Annotated in this window: 8 protein-coding genes; all 8 read right to left on the reverse strand. The window is 68.5% G+C overall.

Going from position 1 to position 21,812, the window contains the following annotated elements; genetic code table 11:
- Positions 1 to 188 precede the first annotated feature (188 nt).
- Complete coding sequence (locus ACUXVE_RS00985; RefSeq protein ID WP_445513627.1) at positions 189 to 12,572, reverse strand: filamentous haemagglutinin family protein; 12,384 nt, start codon at positions 12,570 to 12,572, stop codon at positions 189 to 191.
- A 200-nt stretch (positions 12,573 to 12,772) separates the two neighbouring features.
- The gene (locus ACUXVE_RS00990) at positions 12,773 to 13,963 is read right to left on the reverse strand and encodes a substrate-binding domain-containing protein (protein WP_445513628.1); all 1,191 of its coding nucleotides are present in this window, start codon (positions 13,961 to 13,963) and stop codon (positions 12,773 to 12,775) included.
- Between the two features lie 255 nt (positions 13,964 to 14,218).
- Positions 14,219 to 15,418 (reverse strand): type II secretion system inner membrane protein GspF, encoded by a 1,200-nt coding sequence (gene gspF / locus ACUXVE_RS00995; protein WP_222389313.1) that lies wholly within the window; start codon positions 15,416 to 15,418, stop codon positions 14,219 to 14,221.
- 7 nt (positions 15,419 to 15,425) lie between these two features.
- Entirely contained in the window at positions 15,426 to 16,868 is a 1,443-nt protein-coding gene (gene gspE, locus ACUXVE_RS01000) for a type II secretion system ATPase GspE (protein WP_222389312.1), read from the reverse strand.
- Positions 16,865 to 19,240 carry a type II secretion system secretin GspD gene (gene gspD, locus ACUXVE_RS01005; protein ID WP_445513629.1) on the reverse strand — a complete coding sequence of 792 codons (2,376 nt, stop codon included), beginning with the start codon at positions 19,238 to 19,240 and terminating at the stop codon, positions 16,865 to 16,867. The genes gspE and gspD overlap by 4 nt, the downstream gene beginning before the upstream one ends.
- Positions 19,237 to 19,764 carry a type II secretion system protein GspM gene (gene gspM / locus ACUXVE_RS01010; protein WP_445513630.1) on the reverse strand — a complete coding sequence of 176 codons (528 nt, stop codon included), beginning with the start codon at positions 19,762 to 19,764 and terminating at the stop codon, positions 19,237 to 19,239. Before gspM ends, gspD begins: the two co-directional genes overlap by 4 nt.
- On the reverse strand, positions 19,761 to 20,927 hold the full coding sequence (gene gspL / locus ACUXVE_RS01015; protein ID WP_301864536.1) for a type II secretion system protein GspL: 1,167 nt from the start codon (positions 20,925 to 20,927) through the stop codon (positions 19,761 to 19,763). Before gspL ends, gspM begins: the two co-directional genes overlap by 4 nt.
- Complete coding sequence (gspK, locus tag ACUXVE_RS01020) at positions 20,924 to 21,784, reverse strand: type II secretion system minor pseudopilin GspK (protein WP_222390920.1); 861 nt, start codon at positions 21,782 to 21,784, stop codon at positions 20,924 to 20,926. The genes gspL and gspK overlap by 4 nt, the downstream gene beginning before the upstream one ends.
- Between the last annotated feature and the right edge of the window lie 28 nt (positions 21,785 to 21,812).

Here is a 21,812-nt window from a genome sequence, read left to right on the forward strand (position 1 = left end):
CCGGGCGCTGTCCCGCGCCCGGCGGCGCCGTGTCGGTGTTCCTCACCGCTGATGGCTGTTCCCTGCCCTCGGTGCCGTCCTGGCGGGTGCCGCCACCGCTCCCTGGCAGCTGGCCCGATCCTGTGTTCTGCGCGTGGTGGGTGCGGACCTTGGTCCGCACCGCTCCTCCATCCACGCGTGGCGTGGGTCTACTGGGTCGGCTGCTTGCCCGCGTCTACGCGCGCCTGCGGGAACTGGAAGGCGCTGTTGACGTCGTAGCCGCTGGCGGCGGCTGTGTTTCCGCGTGCTGGCGGGTCGATGCTGCTGCTGGCACTGCCGAAGCCGAGAATCTGCACGCTGATCACCGACGGCTGGTTGCGCCGCGCATCGTCCTGGCTCTTGCGCATCACGTCCTGTGCGGCCTGGCTGGCGCTGTTGGCCGCAGCGCTTGCCGAAGCAAGCGCGTTGACGTTCACCGAGGCCAGCACCGGCAGGCCCTTGCTGTCGCCCTGCACCTGGATGTTGGCGGCGTTGAGCACCTGCAGTGCCGCCAGGTTGATGTTGCCCGACACGCGGATACCTGCCTCGCCTGCATCAATGGTGCCCAGCGGCGCGATCAGGTCGACATCGCCTGGCGCCACTTCGGCGATCGGGTTCAACGTTGCGATGCCGGCGCCGCTGGCCGGTGCCTGCGGCGACAGGATGACGTTGCCCCACGTGTCGTAGACCCGACGCGGCGGGGTGTACAGCAGCGTGGTCTGCGAGCCACGGCCGGCGTTGATGTCGCCCTGCTCGGACCACGCCAGGATGTCACCACCAAAGGTGGTCATCACCCGCGACAGGCCCAGCAGCACGCTGTCCTGACTGAACAGACGGATGTCGCCCTGGCCCTGGGTGACCAGGCCCGCGCTGGCCGGAGGCACCACGCCCTGCACGCCCACCACGATCTGCCCGCCTGGCGCCATCAGCTCGATGTTGCCACCCGCTTCGGTGCGCACACCGGAGCCGCCATACATCACGATATCGCCAGTACGGTTGATCGTTGCGCCATTGGCATCCTTGTCCGGCATCAGCGTGGCGATCGCTTCGCGCCCGCGCAGATAGGAACCGAAACGCGGCCCTTCTGCATTGGTGTACTCACGACCACCTTCGCGCAGTTCAGCGTAGTAGACCTGGCGCAGGAAGATGCGCTGCTGCTCCTTCGGCAATGCGTCGAACACGGCCAGTGCATCCGAGCCTTCGCTGGAGATACCGAAGCGCTGCTGCAACCACTGCTTCAGTTCCTTGTCATGGATCTTGATCGCCTTGCCCGGCTGCGCCGCCAGCGACTGCGCTGGATCGGCGAGGTTGGCCGGGTCGAGGTAGCGCGTGCGCAATGCATCAAAATCGATGTGCTGGCTGCCCGCCGTCATCGCAATGCTTGCACCTGGGCGGGCATCACCCTGCACGATGCCGCCCAGGCTGACGATGCCGCCCACGTCCTCCTGCCGCAGCTGACGACCCGCACTGACCTCCAGATTGCCGGGACCGGCCACCACGGCATCCAGGTGTACGATGTCGCGCCCTGCGTCCACCACCGAAACATCGGTGGCTGTACTGTTCAGGGCGGTCAGCGAAACACCCAGGATGTCGCGCCCGGCGCGCATCTGCACCGCACCAGCCGCCTCGAACAGAGCAAACTGCGTGCGCTGGCTGCCGGAGCGATCCAAGGTACGCTGCGCACCCGATTGCAGGCCGATGATGTCGCCGCCCACGGCATAGAAGCGGCTGGGCGATAGTGCACCCGGCAGATTCGACAACGGTGTATTGGGACCGAACGCGAACAGCGGCAATGCCGCCTCCGGCGTCGCCGAATGGCCATCCACCGACAGATTGTGGTGCGGCCGCGTGAGGTTGCCGTTGCCATCGCCCACCTGGGCCATGAAGGCCGGATCGAACGGTCCCGGCATACGTGTATCCGCGGCCGAACGCGCGATCTGGGTGGCACCCGGCTGGGCGAAGATGCCGCCGCCGGCCAGTACATCCAGGCGGCCACTGGCCGAGGGTGCCAGCAGCAGTACGTCCTGGGTGTTGTCCTGCATGCTCAGGCGGTCGAAGGTGATGTTGCCCTGTGCGGCAACCGCGCTGAACCGCGAAGGATAGAGCCAGTACTGCAGCAGATCGCGCCCGCCGGCTTGCAGCTGCGCCTGCTCGGCGCCGAGGTTGCTGCCGCTCAGATTCAGGGGACCGGCCACGCCTGGCGAAAGATCGCCTCCGGCGCTGAAAAGGTCCACGGCGGTGGATGCGGTCCACAGCGAGAACCACGTGGTGCCGGCGGCGCGGCTGCCGTTGTCCTGGGTCACACCGCTGTAGTTCGCCACCGCTACCCGGCCAGCATCGCCAACACCACCCAGCACTACGTCACCGCGCGCCTGCAGCGATGCCGTGGCATCGCCCAGCACCAGCACCGGACCGCCCATCGCACGTGCGCTGTCGGCGGCGAACAGGTCGGCCGCACGCTGGCGGCCGAGTGTGCCGTAGTTCTCCAGCGTCACACCCATGCCACCGATGCGACCGGCCTCCAGCAGCAGGCTGCCCCGCAGGTTGGTGAAAGTGCCGTTGAGATCGAGGTCCTGCGCTGCCCTGGCGGTGTTGAGGCTGGAGAACGTGGCCGTCAGCTCGGGATTCAGCACACCCCCGGTGCGCAAGCGCAGATCGCCACCGCCGGTCAGGTACAGCTGGCCATCACTGACCCGTCCGGTGGAACCGACCGCGGCAACGATCGCGCCCGAGTGCGGTGCGGTCATGAACCCCAGCGCATCGCCCATCGCCTCGCGCACACCGGCATTGCGGCCGGCGTCAAGCGTCAGATTGCCGCCACCGAGCGTACCGAAGCCGGTGAACCCCACCATCCGCGGCGTGCTGTCTACGGTGGCCGAGACGTTGGTGTAGGTGCCGAAGTTCACCCACCAGCTGGTCGGTACCGGCGCCACCCCGGTGGTGCTGCCCGTGCCTTGCCGCCAGAGCCAGCTGCCCACTGCGGCACTGCCATGCAGGGCCATGTCCCGGTCGGGGCTGCCCGACTCGGCGCGCGCGGTCCACACATCGCCGACGATGTCTCGCCCGGCCTCCACGCGCAGGTTGCCACCATGGTCCGGATACCACGCCTGGTAGCCCGCCAGTGCAGCATCGTAGCTGCCTGGCACCACGCCCTTGCCGAGCAGAGCGCTGTTCCAGGGCGCCGGCGCACGCGGCGAATTGAAGTCCGCATCACGACCGTTGCCGAGCGAGGTGGGTGTCCCTGCGGTGTAGACGCCGAATCCTGATTTCATCACCACGTCGCCGGCCGCCAGCAGTTCCAGATCTCCCCTGCCGGTGCGCAGCACGCTCCACGCGGGTGTGCCGGGGCGCTTGCCGTAGGTGGTCACCTCGGTCTGCGTGCCTCCGCCGAAGCAATAGGTGGGTGCCGATCCGCAGAACTCGTCTTCGGTCATGCCGAAGATCGCCGCGAAATCCTTGGCCGACGTGCCGACGTAGGATTCATCGCCCCAGAAATCCAGCGAGCCCTGTGCGGCCACCTGCCGCGGCGCGGGGCCGCAGTAACCGTCTGCCAGTGCACAGAACTCGTCTTCGGTGTAACCGAAGATGTCGGCCAGTTCGGCGATCGGGCGGCCGGCATAGGAGGTATCCCCCATCCAGTCCAGCGAGGCCTGCTCGGTCAGCACGCGGTCGCCCACGAAAATGATCTCGGTCTTCACCGTGCCCACCGATCCCTGATGGGTATCGGCCAGCACCACGCTGCCGTCACTGCCCCAGCGACGCGTGCGCGGATCGGCAGCGTCGCTGTCGGCGCCGGCCACAGCGGTCAGGTCCCACGACGTCGTGCCTTCCGCCAGCATCGGCGCCAGCGCCCAGTTGCGGCCCTGGTTGCCATTGGCATCGGCAGGTCGCAGCTTCACCGGCGCATCGGTGGCCAGCTCCACCTTGGTCATGGAGGGAATGTATGCGCCCACTTTCAGGTCCACCGCCCGCGCCAGACGCAACGCGATCGGCAGCACAGCACCGGCGGGCCAATCCTGTGCAGCCATCTGCACGCTGCTGCGCAGACGGAAGCCGCCACCCAGGCGCGCGCCCGCCTCCAGCTGCAACGGCTGGTCAAGCAGGGTGCCGGCGGCGAAGGTCTGCCCATCACCGGTGGTCACCGCCGCACCGAGCACGGTGCCGGCAGGCAGTCGCAAGCTGTCGGCGAGTGTCATCGCTGCGGGCAGCACGGTACCGGCCGGCAGCACAGCCGATTCCACCGGTACCGCATAGTTCAGCGTGGCGCCCGCCGGGAATTCGGTACCCGGCTGCAGCTGTACGCCGTCCACCGGTACCACCAGGCCACCACCGAACGACGTGTTGGCGGCACCACTGCTACGACCCTCGATCAGTTCCCAGCCGGCTTCATCCGGGTTGGCGGGCGGTGGCGCGAAGCCATCGTTGATGCTGCCATGGATGTTGAGGTTGCCTTCGGCCCGAAGCACCAGCGAGGCCGATTCGCCAAACCCGCGTCGTGCAGGGTCGAGACGGTCGGCATCGGGACCGTAGCGGTAGCCGGACAGGTCGATGTCACCGGAAACGGTCAGGTCGCCACCGGGGTTGTCCGCACTACGGCGCGCCACCACCTGCACGCCCGGACGTAGCCGGTGGCTGCCAAGCGCTGTGGTGCGCTGCTGCAGATCGGCATTGGCCAGCGCCCCGTCCATCCACGTACGGTTGTCCGGATCGACGATCTGGTCCAGCCACTGCTGGGTCACGACCTGCGCCCGGTTGCCGTGCACATCCACGCTGGAGGCCAGCGGTGCATCGTCATAGCGGCGCACGCCGTTGACCTGGATGTCGGCCGCACCGGTGATGCGCACACCGTTGGCAACGGCAATGGCCGCGTCATCGGCGCCGATCCGCGGCACATCGATTTTCAGCGTGCCGCGCGCAACGCCATCGTTCTGCCCGCGCTGGCTGCCCACGGCGACGCCGCTGCCGGCACGCAGGTCGATCGCGGCGCCAGCGCCGATGCTGACCTGGCCCGCCGCGCTGCCCAGTTCGACCGTCGCTCGGTTGGCGCTGTCGATGATCTTGCCGTAGCTGTCCACACGCAGGCCGCTGCCATGCGCGTCGAGCGTGCCGTTCACCTGCAGCGCATCACGGGCGTACAGGCGGATGCTGCCGACCTGCTCGCCGCTGGCGTCGATGCGCCCGGCCACGGTCAGGCGACCCTTGTCCACGCTGATGTCGACCCGTCGCGCCTTCACCTCGTCGCCGATCTGCAGGTCACCCTCGCCGATCTGGAAGGTGCGCGCGCCGGTCACGCCGCCGCTGTTCAGCCGCTGGTTCAAACCTGCGAAATCCAGCAGCTGGCGTGCACGCACCACCAGTTCGCCCGCGTCGTAGGGCACCACGGTGCCACCGGCGTCGTAGCGGCCGCTGGCCGCGCCGTCCACATGTCCGGCCAGATCCGCGCGACCGGCCAGGGCATTGACCGTCAATCGTCCACCGCGGTTGTTGCGCGCCGACACATCGATGCGCGAGGCGGCATCGGTGGTCACCTCGCCACTGTCACTGGACAGGAGCACGTCGCCGCCCCAGCTGTATTTGTCCACGTCGAACAGGCTGACCTTGCGACCCGCCAGATCCAGCGCCGCATGCGCACCCACGCCGATGCCCTGGCGTGCACTGGCCGACAGGCGGCCAGAGGCCAGCGCAACCGTGCTATCCAGCAGGATGCGATCGGCGTCGATGCTGAGTTCGCTGCCCAGCGCATCACCACCGGCCTTGCCGTTGCCTCCATGCAGGGCGAAGCTGCCGCCGGTGCGCAGGGCCAGCTGTGCGCCGGCGTCGGCGGTCAGCAGGGGCGTGCTGATGGCCACGCTGCCGCCGCTGTACTGCCAGCCCTTGTCTGCCAGGTACTCGCCGCGCTGCTGGTACACATCCAGTGTTCCCTTCGCCGAGAACACCATCTGTTCCGAAGCCCCGAGGTTCAACGCGCTGAAGCCAAGTACCCGACGGTTGGCCGCGACCTCGGAGCTGGGCCTGCTGTACGGCGCACGCCCCAGCGTCAGGGTGCGCGTGAGGATATCCAGCTGGCCCTCGCCCAAGCGATCCACCATCGGCTCTGCCGGCGGCACGGCCGCGTTGCTGCCCGGGGCCTGCGTGGCCGCCAGCGCACCATCCCACACCAGCGTATCCACCAGGATGCGCGCACGGTCGCTGGCGTTCCCATAGCCGTGGATCGCCTGCGCACCCAGCACCAGCGTGCGCAGGCTGCCAACGCCGGTGGCGCTGTCGCGCGCATCCAGGTCGACGCTGCCGAATACATTCACCGAATCGCGCGCCACCAGGCTCAGCGTGTCCAGCGCAGGTGCGCCGGTAGCCACGTTGCCACGCAGCAGTTGCTGCAGCACCCTCTGGTTCATGGTCATGCCGGCAGGCAGTGCACCCGCTGCTGCCGCCTGTGCGATGGCTTCGGCGCTGCCCAGGTTCAATGCAGCCATGCTGACGCCCAGCTGGCGCGTGCCGTAGCTGGCCGAATCGCGCAGTTGCAGGGTGCCGTCGGTGGCGACGGCGATGCTGCCGTCGGACACCAGGCGCGCTTGTCCCTCGCACGCGTCCTGGCAGCCGCCGATATCGATCGCCACCGGGCCGGCGGCAACGCCTGTGGAACCGGTGATCAGGTTCAGGCGCTGGTTGGACACCGCCAGCAGGCCGCCCGTGACCTGGTAGGGCAGCGTGTCGACGGCGTCGCCGCCGGCGCGTGCGTAGGGCAATGTGTCCACGGTCGCCCCGGCTTCGACCAGAATGCCACTGCCACCGGAGGCTGCTGCCACCAGGACTTCCGGCGCCTGCAGCGTGGCCCCGGAACGGATCGCCACGCTGCGGGCCTGGCCGGTCACCGCCACCTGCGACGCCGCCTGGTTGATCTGACCACCGATCACCATGCGCGCGGGCTGGAACGCATTGAGTGCCTGGTCGGTGAAGGTCACGCCACGATCGCGCGCCTGCGCCACGCCCTCCGCACCGATGATCTCCAGCGTGCCGATGGCCGGGTTGGCCATCGAAGCAACCAGGGTGCCGCCACGTCCCTTGTCGTTGGCGGCGGCAAAGCGCGCGGTACCGGCGAAGTCGATTGCCGCCGCGCCCTGGCGTCCGGCGCCCTCGCCCAGCGCCAGGGTCAGGCCCAGCGCATCGATGGTCTGCCAGCCGCGCGATTCGCCGCGGCGGTCGGCCGTTGCCTGCACGAAGGCGTTGTAGCTGGTTTCGTTGTAACCCGAATGCCGCCGCACCGCCGCCGCCGGTGTCAACAGCAGGTCGGTCAGAAGCGGCGATTCCACACCGCCCAGATCGCCACGCTGGTGGCCGGACACGCGCCAGGTGCCGGTGCCGGTCTGAAGCGGCCGGGAGACGCCGGACGCACCGGTCGCGCCAAGCTCGACACGGAACGCACCGGGCTGCAGAGCGAAGTTGGCCGGCAGCAGGGTGTAGGTGCCCGCCGGCAACCCGGGAACACCCGCGGGCACGGTGATCTGCTGACCGATGCCGGGCGCGGCGAAGCCGTCGGTGCTGGTGGGCGCAAACGCGCCCGTATAGCCGGGCACGATGGCATACACCGGGTTGCCCGAGGCACTGAACGCATAGCGGGGATTGGCATCGGCCAACGCGGTGCGCAGTACGTCCACCGAACCGCCCCGCCCGGAGATGAAGGCTGCACCGGTCAGGTCGCCGCCACCGGACATGTCCAGCAGCGCGTCCGGGCTCACGTTCACCTGGTTGGCTTTCAGGGTGACGCCCATCGAGCTGATGCCACCAGCGGTCAAGGAATCCACGCTGCGGCTGCCGATGCGCCAGTTGACGCCATCGGCGGTACCGCCATAGGGCAGCGCCAGGCCGGCACCGCTGGTGGAGGTGATGCTGCCGGGCAGCAGTTCCACCCGCCCGCCGGCAGTACCGCCCACGGCCAGACCACCCAGCTGCAGTGTTCCCATCGGCGCCCACACCGCACCGCCCTGCTGCACGGTAGCGGCCACCAGCCGCAGCGAACCGAACGCCGATGCAGGGACACCCGATGCTGTGCCGTTGCCCTGGATGCGCAGCACCGCATCCGGGTTCGCCCAGTAGTCGACGGTGTCCACGGTCTGCGCCGATGCACCCGCCACCACCCGGCCCACCGCCCCGAACGTCGGATACAGGCGCGCGGCGGTCAGGTCGATCGAGCCCGGTGCCAGCAGCGAACTGACCGCCGCGTTGCTGGCGATGCTGGAAAGAAGGCGCACATCGCTGCGGCTGTTCAACGAGAGATGGTCGAAACTGGGCAGCCAGGTGACATCGCGAAGATCGATGAGATCGCCGTTGACCGCCAGCGCATGATCGCCCGCGGTATCTGACACCGCACCCTGGGGGAACTGCAGGCTCTCGCCCGACAGCTGCTGCCAGCGCGCCTGCGCAAGGCGCACATACGGGGCCGACAGCGATATCGCGCTGGAGGTGCTCGCGCCTGCGGCCACGCCCAGGCTGGACTGCCCCTGCCCATGGATGCGCAGGGACCCGGCCATGCGCAGGTCGACATTGCCAAGCGTGCGGATGTCGCCGAAGACCGACAGATTGTCGAATTCGCCGGCCTGGATCTGCTGCACCGACAGTGCGGCGTGCCCATAGTCCAGCCGCGCTGGCAGCGACGTCTCGGCCGCAGTCTGCTGGCTGAGCGTGATCGCCCGTTCGCGCAGCACCTCCTCGGTTGCTCCGCGTGCATGCACGCTGCCGCCGAAGGCGAGGCCCAGCGTTCCACCACGCGCCCCACTGCCACCGGCCGCCGCATCCATCGCCCCTTGCAGGTACAGCGCATTGGCCGAACGCAGCACTATCTGCCCCCCGTCGCTGTCGACCCGGGTACGGCCCTGGCCGTCGATGTCCAGCTCGGCCGAAGCGCCGCGTGCGTCCAGGCGCGCGCCCCGCTCGACCACGATGAAGGCTTCCGGCGGCCGGTTGTCGACGAAAGCCGACGTCTCCCAGTCGAGGGCGCCACCGATCTCGATGCGCCCACCCGTCCGCACCTGGCCGCGCAGGCGGCCAGCGCCGTCGACCATCGACACCGAATCGGCGCTGGCGTCCAGTACCGCACCGTCATCGATCCGCCAGGTGCGCTCGCTGCGCTGGCCGGCGTACAGCGCCGTATCCGGGCGCACATCGTCGATGCTGATGCGGCCGCCTCGGGCCTGCAGCGTCCCCTCCACGTCGATGTTGCCCGCACCGAGCAGGGTGATCGCCTGGCCCGGATCGACGGCGACCCGTGCATCGCGGCCCACCCGAAGGTCGCCGCCCACGCTGTTGCGGTCCGAGCGCAGGGTGATACTGGCCCCGCTGCGCTGCCGGATGCGCCCACTCTGCGGATCGGCGGCATACAACGGTGCCAACCACGGCTGCAGCGCGGAGGCACGATCCCGCGCCGTGCGTGCGTCTTCAGCCAGGCGCAGGCCCGGCATGCGCGCGACCAGCTGGGTACCGTCGGCGACCTCCAGGCCCTGGTGCGCGTTGATGTCGTACTGCGCGAAACCACTGCCGAACAAGGCGGTGTCAAGCTGCAGCACCGTCACGTCCTGCTCCGCTGCGCCGACGACCGCCTTGCCTCCGGTACCCAGCGCGAACGTGCCGCCGCCCTCGCCACGTCCGCTGATATGGCTGCCTTCACCCAATTGCACGCGACCACTGCCGTCGGTAGCCACCTCGGCAGTGTTGGCCTGCAGGCTCACGCCTCCGCCCTTGCCGATGCGGCCCTTGCCCTGCATGTCCAGCGCAGCACCGGCGTCGACATCGATGGCCACCCGGCTGCCCACAGTGACGTCATGGCTGCTCTGCAGGCGCAGGCTGCCACCGTCGGTCCACGCACGGCCACTGTCCTGCCCGGCACCGAACGCCGCATTGCTCCAGCCACCGGCAAGATCGATGCGGGTATCGTCGGCGATGGCGACGCTGGCGCGGCCATCGCGCAGCAGCGCTGTCGGCCGCCCGAGCACGTCCAGCAGGTTGCCCGCCTGCAGCTGGCCACCGACGATGCGGATGTCACCGGCCACGTTCACCGTGCTGCCGATCAGGTTGAGCGCGCCGCCCGCCTGCAGCGCCAGCGGTGCGTCGACCGCGACGCTGCCTGCGCTGGCGAGGTCCATGGAGCCCCACTGCTGCGCGTTGACCAGTCCGGCATCCAGCCAGACCGTGTTGCGCCGCTCACTGGCGATCGGCGACTGCAGCGACAAACCCGCTGTCGCTGTCGTTGCGCCGCGAACACGCACGTCCGAGTCGAACACGCCGTTGCGACCCTGGGCGTCATAGCGCCCCAGATACAGCCCGGCGTTGCGCGCCACTGCCGTCTGCGCCTGCGCATAGCCTTCCAACGCAGCATCCGGCCGTCGCCCCTGCTGCGCGCCCTGGAAGGTGGTGGTCTCCACCTGGCCGTCCAGCACCGCGGTCGGTGCGGACACTACAAGGCGCCCGGCGTCGCGGCCGACGGTATAACCGTTGTCAGTCCGCTGCGCGGCGAAAACGATGGGATTGCGGAACGCCTCGGTGACACCCCAGCGCTCCTGCTTCACCTCGTAGCCCTTGTACAGACCATCGAACAGCATCTCCGCCGGCGCGTCGTCCAGCCGATATACCTGCCCATCGATGCCGCGCAACCAGCTCTGCTGTATCGCCCCACTCTGCACATCCAGGCTACCGCCTGCCAGATTGACCCGCGAGCCTGCGGCCGCGACCACCTCGCTGCCGCCCAGCAACACGGTGCCGCCCTGCGCAGCCCATTCGCTGATGGAGTGGCCCTGGTTGTCCAGATAGCCGCCCACCTCCAGCAGGCCCCCGGCGGCATACCAGCGATCGCCTTCGTGGCCGCCGGTGCCCGCCGGCACGTGGATCAGCTGCCGACGGTCGATCCATACTTCGCTGCTGGTCAGCTTGCCGCTGTCGCGGTTGTCGGGCGAATCGCGCAGTTCATTGCCCTGCACCTTCACCTGTACGTTGTTGCTTTCCATCGCCACATGCACACCTACCGCGCCGGAGACATCCACACGCGCGCCGTTGTCCAGCTGGCTGCGGCGACCGGCATCGGCGATCACCTGGCCGCCGGTAGCTACCGTCAGCGAGCTGCCCTGGAAATGGATGTCGCCCCCGGAAACGATCTCCACCCGCGACTGGTCGCGCCGATCGCCGTGCAGGGACAGATTGTCGAAGGTCGTCGTCCGCGACGCTGCACGAAGCGCATCCTGTTCGGCCGACTCCTTCAGCAGTGCATCGCGCTGGGTATCCAGTGCGCGGGCCTTGCCATCGTCTTCGATCAGCACCGCTGTGGTCGAGCCTTCGGCCAAGGTGACCTTGGCCCGGGTGTCACTGGCCGAGGCCAGCAGGTGCACGGTACCGCGTTGGCCCAGCGTGGTGCTGGCCACGGCCACACCGGCCTGCTCGACGCTGCGTCCGGCCAGGGTGATGTCGCCCTCGCGGGCCAGCAGCAGGCCAGTATTGCGGACGCTGCCGGCACTGCTGTCGTTGACCAGGCGCGGCGCGATTTCGTTGCCGCGTGTGGTCGAAGCGGTATTGGCCGCAGTACCCACGCCACGGCGGATCACGAAGCTGTCGCCGGCCGCCAGCTGGACCTGGCCCTTGCGCGTCTCGATCTGGCCAGCATTCTCCACACTGTGGCCGGCCAGCAACACATAGCCGCCGCCACGCGTTGCGCTGGTTGGTTCATGCGTGGTGATGCGCGCGCCGCGCTCAACCATGACCTTGCCCACTGCATCGGTGAGGGCCGAGGTGTTCGTGTCGGCGCTGTACAGGCCGTTGTCACGGAACTGCGCGTCGCTGATGCGTGCGGCAGCAGCAACCAGGTTGCGGACGTTGACCTGGCTGTTGTTGCCGAACACCACGCCGTTGCGGTTGGCAACGAACACCGTGCCGTTGGCCTTCAGCTGGCCCAGGATCTGGCTGGGCCGCGCGCTGGGATCGTTGACCCGGTTCAACACCGCCCAGTCGGGGTTCTGCAGGAAGTTCAGGGTGGTGTTGCCACCGATGTTGAAGGTTTCCCAGTTCAGGATCGCCTGGTCAGCCGTCTGCTCGATGCTGACCTGTACGCGGCCATCGCTGCCCTGCAACTGGATCGCCTCGCGCGCATTCACCCAGCCGCGCGTCAGGGGGTTCTCGTCGACCTTTAGTCCATCCTTGCCCAATCCATCGGCCACCACGAAGCCGGCCTCGCGACGCGACTGCCGGGCCTGTTCCTGCATGCGTTGCTGCAGGGCGATCGCCTGCGCCGCAGTACCCAGGTTGTCGATCGACTGCTGCAGCTTCTGCCGCGCCGCGTCCTGCTGCTGCGCGGGCAACTGGAACTGGATGGGCACGCCATTGGGCATGCGCCCGCTCTGTGCGGCCGCACCCTGCGCCGCGCCGCGGTCGGCGAACCAGCCCGGGCTGAATGCCTGCTGCGCGTGGCTGGCGGGGGCAGCCAGGGTTCCCAATGCCACCGCGATGGCCCAGGCCATCGGGTGCTTGCGGCGCATCGGCGCAGCCGAATGAACAGCGGACGTGTGCGGGAGCGACATCGGAACCTCTTCAACCTGGTGGGCCGCAGCTGCGGCAGCGAGCGGGAGGCACGCGCAACGCGTGCCCTGCCACTGATAGACGGTTCCCGTGACATGAAGCCGACAGCAATGCGCTGCACCGACCCGCACCTTCGCCGAAAAAGTGACGCCGGCCCAAGGGGCCGGCGTCGGTCAACACAGATTGCAAGCAACGGGCGCGATTACAGCGGACGGCCGATGCCAGCGCAGGTGCTCGGGTTGTTCAGGCCGGCGGCGTTGCCGGCGAGCACGAAGCGGTTGCGGATCGCATCGCGCCAAGCCTTGGTCAGCGGGATGAAGCCGTGGTCAGTGATCGCCGTGGCATGGGCCACCAGCGCCGGGGTGGCGGTGTAGTCAGTGGCGTAGTGGCGCATCAGGAAGCCACGCAGGCTGTTGGCGACGGTCGAATCCTTGTAGCACTGGCCGATGACCAGGTTGGTGTAGCCGGCGATCGGATAGCCAGCCGAGGGATTGCCGAACACCGGCACCCAGTTGGCCGGGTTCTCGGCCGCGGTGCCGGTCGGCGGCGCGACGGTTTCCAGGGTGGCCTGCACGCTCACCTGGTCCGGCGAGAAGCCCTTGACCTTTGCAACCTTGGTGGCATCGGTCAGGCTCGGGATCACGTCCGGACCCACATAGCCGATGCGGCCGGCCTGCGCGTACACGGCGTTGTACAGCGAGCTGCCACCGGTGGCCGGGGCGGCCACAAGGAAAGCCGGCAGGTTGTTGTTGGCATCACGCTTGTACAGATCGGCAAAGGTCGACTTGATGGCGAACTTGCCATCGACCAGGTTCGAGGTGGCCGCCACTTCCGGTGCACAGGCGGCGGTCAGGAAGCGGGTGAACATCTCGCTGGTGCCGCTGCTTTCCGGACGGTAGACCACCTGGATCGGGCCACTACGGTTGGCATCGATGGTCGACCAGTCAGTGATCGCACCGGAGAACACACCGCAGATCTGTGCCACGCTCAGGTCAACCGCCGCGCCGGCCTTGTTGAACGGAATGGTCACCGAGGTAGCCACCGACGGCACCTGGATCAGGTTGCCATAGCGGTTGGCATTGCTGGTCTGGTTGTAGTTGGTGGTGTAGGTGCTCAGTTCGGTCGAGCTCAACACCGAGTCACTGCCGGCAAAGTGCACGGTGCCGGTGGTCGCGAACAGCGCCGAGTTGTTTTCCAGGAAGGCCTTCTTGCCGGTGCCCGAACCGGTCACGGCGTAGCTGAAGTTGCTCGGCAGGATGCTGTCGGCCTGGCCCTTGTAGAGGTCGGCCGGCAGCGAAGCGCCACCACCGGTAACGGTCTGCGCCGAAGCGGCACCGGCAGTGGCGAGCAGCGCGGCAGCAACCAGCGCGGCCAGGGTCTTGTACTTGGTCATGATCTTCTCCTGAAGGGTTTACTGCGAAGGTGAAACACCAAGGGAGGAACGGTCACTACACGCCTGCTGCCGCCGAGGGCCTCCCAGCCCACTCTGCGGCGACAGGGACATGCTGGCCGTCGCCGATGACAGGCCGCTTAAGAAACCTGTGGAAGATCGAGAAAAGGTGTGGAGGATTGTGTGGAGAATCGAAAGCCTGCCGCGCTGCGCGCTCGCCGGGCATGGACCGTCGCTACCCGTGATGCGCTTCGCGCATCACTGCACCAGCTGGTTCATTTCCATGATCGGCATCAGCACGGCCAGCACGATGGTCAGCACCACGCCCCCCATCACCAGGATCATCGTGGGCTCCAGCAATGCAGTGAGTGCCATCGCGCGGCGTTCGATTTCGCGCGAGATGGTCTGTGCAGCGCGGTCGAGCAACGGCGCCAATGAACCGGTCTTCTCGCCGCTGGCCACCAGATGCACCAGGATCGGCGGATACACTTTCTGCACCTTCAGTGCAGCGCCAAGCGAAGTACCTTCGCGCACGCGTGCGGCCACATCATCGGCACAGCGCGCCAGCAGCGCATTGCCCAGTGTCTGTCGTGCGGCGTCCAGGGCGCGCAGCAAGGGCACGCCGGCATCAAGCAGGATCGCCAACGTCGATGCGAAGCGTGCACTGTTCACGCCCAGCACGAAACGGCCCACCATCGGTACGCGCAGCAGCAGGCTGTCCCAGCGCAGGCGCAGCTCCGGCCGCCGCAGGGCCAGCCGCCAGCCGACCACCAGCGCGCCGATACCGATCCCCGTCCATACGCCCCACGCGCGCACGAAAGCACTGGCCGCCAGCATCACCTGGGTCAGCATCGGCAACGTCTGCCGCGCCTGCACGAACGCTGTCACCACCTGGGGTACCACGTAGCTGAGCAGGAAGATCACGATCGCCACCGACACCAGGCTGATCGCCGCCGGGTAGATGAAGGCCGTCAGCACCTTGGCCTGCAGTGCATTGCGTTCTTCGATGTAGTCGGCCAGGCGCTCCATCACCCGCGCCAGATCGCCGGAATCTTCGCCCGCACCCACCAGGGCACGATAGATCGCGGGAAAGTCGCGCGGCCGCGCCGCCAGCGCCACGGTCAACCGTTGGCCGGCGCGTACATCGGCACGCACCGCAGTGAGTGCCTGCGCAACGTGCGGGCGTTCGGCCTGCTCGATCACGGCGCTCAATGCGCTTTCCAGCGGCAGGCTGGCGGCCAGCAGGCTGGCAAGTTGCCGCGTGGCCCAGGCCAGTTCGCTGGCCGACAGCCTGCGCGTGCCCCAGCCACTGCCAGCACTGCGTGCGGCTGATACCTGTACCGGTGTCAGCCCACGCCCGCGCAGTTGCTGGCGCACGCCGCGCGCGTTGTCGGCGTCCAGCTGTCCCTTCTCGATGCGCCCCTGCGCGTTGGCGGCCTGGTAGTCGAACAGTGCCATGCGCGCCTCAGTCGTCGCCGGTCACGCGCAGGATCTCCTCCAGCGTAGTCACCCCGCTGTCGACCCAGCGCTGCCCGTCCTGGCGCAGGGTGCGCATGCCGGCGCGCCGCGCGGCCTCGCGCAGCGCAGGTTCGCCCTGCCCTTCATGGATCAGTGCCCGCACGCGCTCATCCACCACGAACAGTTCGTGGATACCGGTGCGCCCGCGGTAGCCGCTGTTCGCACAGGCGGGGCAGCCTACGGCCCGCCACACGGTGCGGCCCTCGGCATCCACTTCGGCACGCCGGCACTGCAGGCACAGCCTGCGCACCAGCCGCTGCGCCAGCACGCCACGCAACGATGAGGCCAGCAGGAAAGGTTCCACGCCCATGTCCGCCAGTCGGGTCACCGCCGAAATCGCATCGTTGGTATGCAGCGATGCCAGCACGCCGTGACCGGTCAGCGACGACTGCACCGCGATCTGCGCCGTTTCCAGGTCACGGATCTCGCCGATCATGATGGTGTCCGGATCCTGGCGCAGGATCGCGCGCAATGCGGTGCCGAAACTCATGCCGATGCGCGCGTTGACCTGGATCTGGCCGATACCGGCAAAGTCGTACTCCACCGGGTCTTCCACCGTGAGGATGTTGCTGGTGCTGCTGTCGAGCTGCCCCAGTGCCGCATACAGCGATGTGGTCTTGCCACTGCCGGTGGGCCCAGTCACCAGCACGATGCCATGCGGCTGCCGGATCAACCCGGTGAAGGTGGCCAGCGTATCGTCGGCCATGCCGAGGCGTTGCAGCTGCAGCCGCCCGGCATCCTTTTCCAGCAGGCGCAGCACCGCTCGTTCGCCGTGCCCGGTGGGCACGGTGGAGACGCGGATATCCAGCGGCCGGCCCCCCACTCGGATCGCAATGCGCCCATCCTGCGGCAGGCGCTTCTCGGCGATATCCAGGTGGGCCATGATCTTGATGCGCGAGACCAGCGCCGCGTGCAACGCACGTCGTGGCTGCACCATGTCACGCAGGGTGCCATCGACGCGGTAGCGCACCACCGAATGGGTTTCGAAAGGTTCGATGTGCAGATCGCTTGCACCGTCACGCGCGGCCTGTGCAAGCAGGGCGTTGATCATGCGGATCACCGGCGCGTCGTCCTGTGCATCAAGCAGATCGGTCACCTCGGGCATGTCCTGCATCAGCCGGTCGAGATCGACTTCACTTTCGGCCGCGCCCACCACCGCAGCGGCATCGCCACCGTCACGATACTGCTCGCCCAACCGCTGCTGCCAGGCCGCCGCATCCAGCACCTGGAACGGCAGCGGCCCGTGCCGGCGCCGCAGTTCGGCCACCGCCCAGGCGGCGGTCTCGGCAGTTCCCAGCAGGACCGGCGCGCCGCCTGCTTCGGCCAGCATCACCCCGTGGCTGCGCACCCAGGCATACGGCAGCGCTGGCGGCGGCGTGGCCATGCTCATGGGCCGATGACCAGTTCCGGGGTGTAGCCCAGCCCGCGCAGCTGCTGCAGCGCCGGGTCGAGCGTGGCCGGGTCGCGTGCCACCCGCACCCGCAGTCGCTGTCCGGTTTCGCCCGGCGTGGTTTCGGCATAGGCCTGCAGGCCAAGCGCGCGCACCTGTGCCACGGCCTGCGTGGCACGTGCTGCATCCAGCCCCTGCGCGAACTGCACCACCTGCACAGTGCTCTCGCTGGCTGGATACAACGCCGCAAGGCTGCCGTTCTGCGGCGGCTGGCCCTGGCCATCGCGTGCATTGCCCTGGCCCAGCACCGACAGGTCCTGCGGCGGAAGCTGCGGTGCCGACACCGCCGGCAACGCCCAGCTCTGTACCGGCTGCGCGGCGGCCTGTGCATTGCGCATGTAGTCGTAGCGGTCGCGCGTCAGGCGCTGCCCGGCGGCCGGGTCGCGCACCACGTGCGGGCGCAGGAACACCATCAGGTTGGTCTTGGCCCGCTTGCGCGTATCGCTGCGGAACAGCGCGCCCAGCACCGGGATCTTTCCCAGCCCCGGAACAGCATCGCGGCCATGGCTGACGCTGTCTTCCAGCAGACCGCCCAGCACCATGATCTGGCCGTCATCAAGCAGCACGCTGGTATCCAGCGCCCGCTTGTTGGTGATGATGCCGGCGCTGCCCGAGCTCTGCGCATCGATGCTGCTGACTTCCTGGTAGATGTCCAGCTTCACCGTGCCGCCCTCGGAAATCTGCGGGCGCACCCGCAGCTTCAGGCCCACGTCCTCGCGTTCGATGGTCTGGAACGGGTTGTTGCTGCCACCGCCGCCATCGGTCACATAGCGGCCACTGACGAAGGGCACGGTCTGCCCGACCATGATGCTGGCCGCCTCGTTGTCCAGCGTCATCAGGTTTGGCGTGGAGAGGATGTTGGCGCCGCCTTTGCTCTGCAGTGCGTTGGCCAGCGCCTTCATGTTGAGGATCTGGCCGACGCCGGGCAGGTTGATCGTGCCGTCGATCACGCCGATGTTCAGCCCGTCTTTCGGCAGCACGTCGAGCGTGGTGCGCGCGGTGGTGTTCAGCCCACTGCCGCCGGTGGTGCCGCCGAAGTGGGTGCCACCGAAGGTGCGACCGTTGCCCAGCATCCATTGCACGCCCAGTTCGGCGGCATCGGTCTGGTTGACCTCCACGATCAGGCTCTCCACCAGCACCTGCGCCCGACGCTGGTCCAGCTGGTCGATCACCCGCCGCAGGTTGCGGTACACCGGCTCCGGGGCAGAGATCAGCAAGGTGTTGGTGGCGATGTCGGCCTGCACCGAAATGCCGTTCTGGCTGAAGCCGGTGCTGCCGGCATCGATCGGTTCGCGACGGCCGGGATCAAGCCGCGGCGATTCCAGCGCATTGCCTTTGCTCTTGCCCTGCGCAGGCTGCGCCGGTGTGCTGGCATTGCGGCTGGTTTCGCCCGGCAATGCAGTGATGCCGTCGCTGCTGCCCATTGCCGGCGCATCGCTCTGCCCTGCCACCACGCCCCGCAGCACGCCGGCCAGCTGGGTGGCCTGGGCGTTGCGCAGGTACACCACGTGCAGGTTGCCGGACTCGTCCTGGGCCTTGTCCAGCTTCTCCACCAGCTGCCGCGCCAGGCGTGTGCGGCCCGGGCTGCTGGAACGCAGCAGCACGCTGTTGCTGCGCGGGTCGGCCATCACCACCACCTTCTGCGCCGGCTCCGCGCCCTGCGCGTCCAGCAGCGGTGCGACCATCGCCGCCACGTCCACGGCAATGCCCTGCTGCAGCTTCACCACGTCGGTGTCCATGCCGGCCGGTGTATCCACGCTGGCGATGACCCGCGCGATGCGCTCGAGATTGTCGGCGTAGTCGGTGATGACCAGCGTGTTGTTGCCGGGGTTGGCGGTGATCGGATTGTCCGCGGTGATCATCGGCCGCAGCACCGCCACCAGTGCCGCGGCACTCTCGTAGCGCAGGGCAAACGTGCGCGTGGCTATCTCGCCGCCCGCGCCACCGGCGCCAACGCGGCCGCCCAGCAGCTTGGCATCGGCCTGCGGCACCACCCGGCTGACGCCCCCGCTTTCGACCACGGCAAAACCGCGCATGCGCAATGCACCCAGCAGCAGCTGGTAAGCCTGCACGCGGCTGACCGGCCCATCGGAGACCACGGTCATCTTGCCGCTCACCCGGGGGTCGACCAGGAACTGACGGCCGGTGAAGCGTGCCGCCATGCGCAGCACCCCACCGATGTCGGTGTCCACCAGGTTCAGCTGCACCGGTTCGCCATTGGCGTCCTGCGCCTGCACCGGCGCCGGAAGATGGGCCAGGCCCACCACCAGTGCCAATGCCGCGCTGCAGCCCAGGCTGCGCATCGCCTTCATGGATGGCCACCGCCCTGGGCGGCCATCACGATGTTTCCGGAAATCCGTGCCGCCGGCATGTTCGCGTCCCCTGTGCGTTGCAGTTGCAGTTGCTGCAGTTCGATGGCCGGATCGGCCAGCAGAGGCAGCAGCCAGTTCCAGAGCGCATCGGCGGGCACACTGCGTACCTGCAGGTGCCAGCGCCCGTCGCGCGTTTCGATATGCAGGCTGCCGGCCAGGCCGGCAGCGGTGATCTGTTGGCGCAGCCCGGCAAGTGTCGGCCGCCCGCCTTGCGCCTGCCGCTGTTGTTCACGGGCGCGCAGCAGCGGTGCAAGTGCTGCCGCCTGCGCCTGCAGCCGTGGAAGCTCAGCCTGCCAATGGCTGCGCTGCTTAAGCAGCGGCTGCAGCCAGCCCAGCCACAGTGCGGCCGCCGCTATCGCCGCAGCCATCAACAGCAGCATCGCGCGCTCGCGCGCCGCCAGCCGCTGCCAACGCTGCGTCAGCCCGCGCATGACGCCCGCCGGCCGTAGTTCCGGTGTGGTCACGGCGCAGTCCCGCTGCTGATCCGCAAGCGGCCACCGGCTTCGTGCGCAAGCTGCAACCCTTGTGCCTGCATCGCCTGCTGCCAGCGCTCCAGCCGTTGCGCGTCCTCGGCCAACACCTGCGCGTCAGCGTCCAGTTCCAATTCCATCTGGCCCGGTTGATAGCGCAGGCTGCGAACCTGGCCAGCCAACTCGGGGATGGCCTGCAGCACGCTGGCAACCTGCTGCTGCACGGCGGGAAGTGCCCGTGGCACTGCCGGCACCGCCAGTGCCCGCCGCGCCTGCACCACCGGATCGACCACATCGTCGATCTCGGGGAAGTGCGTGCTGAACTGCCGCGCCATGTCATGCTGCAGGGCTTCACCCTCGCTGTGCCAGCGCGACACCTGCAGTTGCAGGCCCAGCGCAGCCAGCACTGCCGCCGCCAGCGCAAGACCGATGGCCAGGCGTGGCGCACCTGCACCCGAGGCCGGCAACGGCAGTGACCAGCCAGGCAGCGGACCGCTGCACTGCACCGCCTGCGTCAGCACGCTGGCCGGCAGACGCTCGGCCCAAGCGGGCGGCACGGCATCGATCCACTGCACTGCCTGCACCCCGGCCTGCTGCAAGCGCACGGCCAGCACCTGCATCACAGAGGCCAGGTCACGCCCACCGCACCACTGCACGAAGCCACGATCACGGCCACAGCGGACCAGTACCTGCTCACCACACAGCTGCAGGGTGGCCTGCCCGACCGCCCACGGCAGCAGCAAGGGCGTTGGGTGCAGCGCCTGCAACTGCAGCCCGCACTCCTGCAGCTGCTGCTGTACGCGCGCAATCGCCTGCAGGCCAAGCCACGCCACCGCCACCGTGCCATCGGCCGCCTGGGTGCCATGGCCCAGCGCCACCTCCTGCAGATCATCCAGCAGCATCGCTTCCACTTCACCCTGCAGGGCCGCCTGCAGGCGTCGCCCGGGCAGCGGCGGCAGCTGCAGCTCAAGCAGGATCAGGTCCTGCGGGTCAAGGCTCGCATGCACCCTCGCCTGCGGAAAGCGCTGGCCCAGCGTCGACAGAGGGTCGCTGCCCGTGGCCAGCACGCGGTCCTTGTGCAGCTGCGCCCACTCAACCGCGCTGTCCCCATCCAATCGTTCCAGCGCCGGCAGGCGCACTCTCAGCTGCAGGCTCATGCACCGATCCTTGTCCATACCCGTTGCACACGCACGCTGTCGTCACGGTACTCGCGCCAGATCAATGCGCGGAAATCCACCGATGCGCCGTCTGCCTGTACCTGCCCTACCGCCAGGAACCACTCGCTGTGGATACCCAGCGGCATCAGCGCCATCTGTTCGTTGCTCAGCTGCAGCCGGTTGGCGATGTCACCGCGGTTGAGCAGCCAGTGGCCACGATCGCGCTCGCCCAGCAGCGCCTGCAGGCGCCCGGCATCCACCCCCGGTGCAACCGCCTGCAGTACGGCGATATCACCTGTATTGGCGTTGACCAGGGTCTGCGCTGGCAGCACCACCGTACGCCGCGCCAGTGCCTGTATCGCCACCGGATCGGCGCCTGCCAGCACCTGCTCGATCAGCGACTCACGTGGCAACGGTGCACGCGCCTGCCGATCGCCATCGCGCAGGCGCGACTGGACCTGCGTTGCGGCGCTGGCACAGGCCGCGCGGGGCAGCCCCTGCCCCACACACAGCGAGGTGAACGCACGCAGTGCCTCTGCGGCAGGCTGGCCGTCAGCCAGCAGCGTGCGCAGGTTGAACCTCGACTGCGCGTCCACCAGCTGCAGGTGCACCGGCAGTGGCGCCTGCAGCTGCACCGGCCGCGCCCAGCGTCCACTGCCAACGGTAGTCAACTGCTCGCGCGCGTCGTCACGCAGCTGCTGCGCCGCGCGCTCCAGCGTGGCGTCCACCGCCATGCGTACCTGCATGCGCAGCTGGTCGCTGCGTACCGCACGCAGCTGTACGGCCTGCCGGGTCAGCAGCGCAGTGGCGATCACCGCCACCAGTGCCACCACCAGCATCGCCACGATCACCGCCATGCCCTGCTGGCGGGCAATCGTACCTGGA

The sequence above is a fragment of the Stenotrophomonas sp. 3(2025) genome (assembly GCF_052665395.1).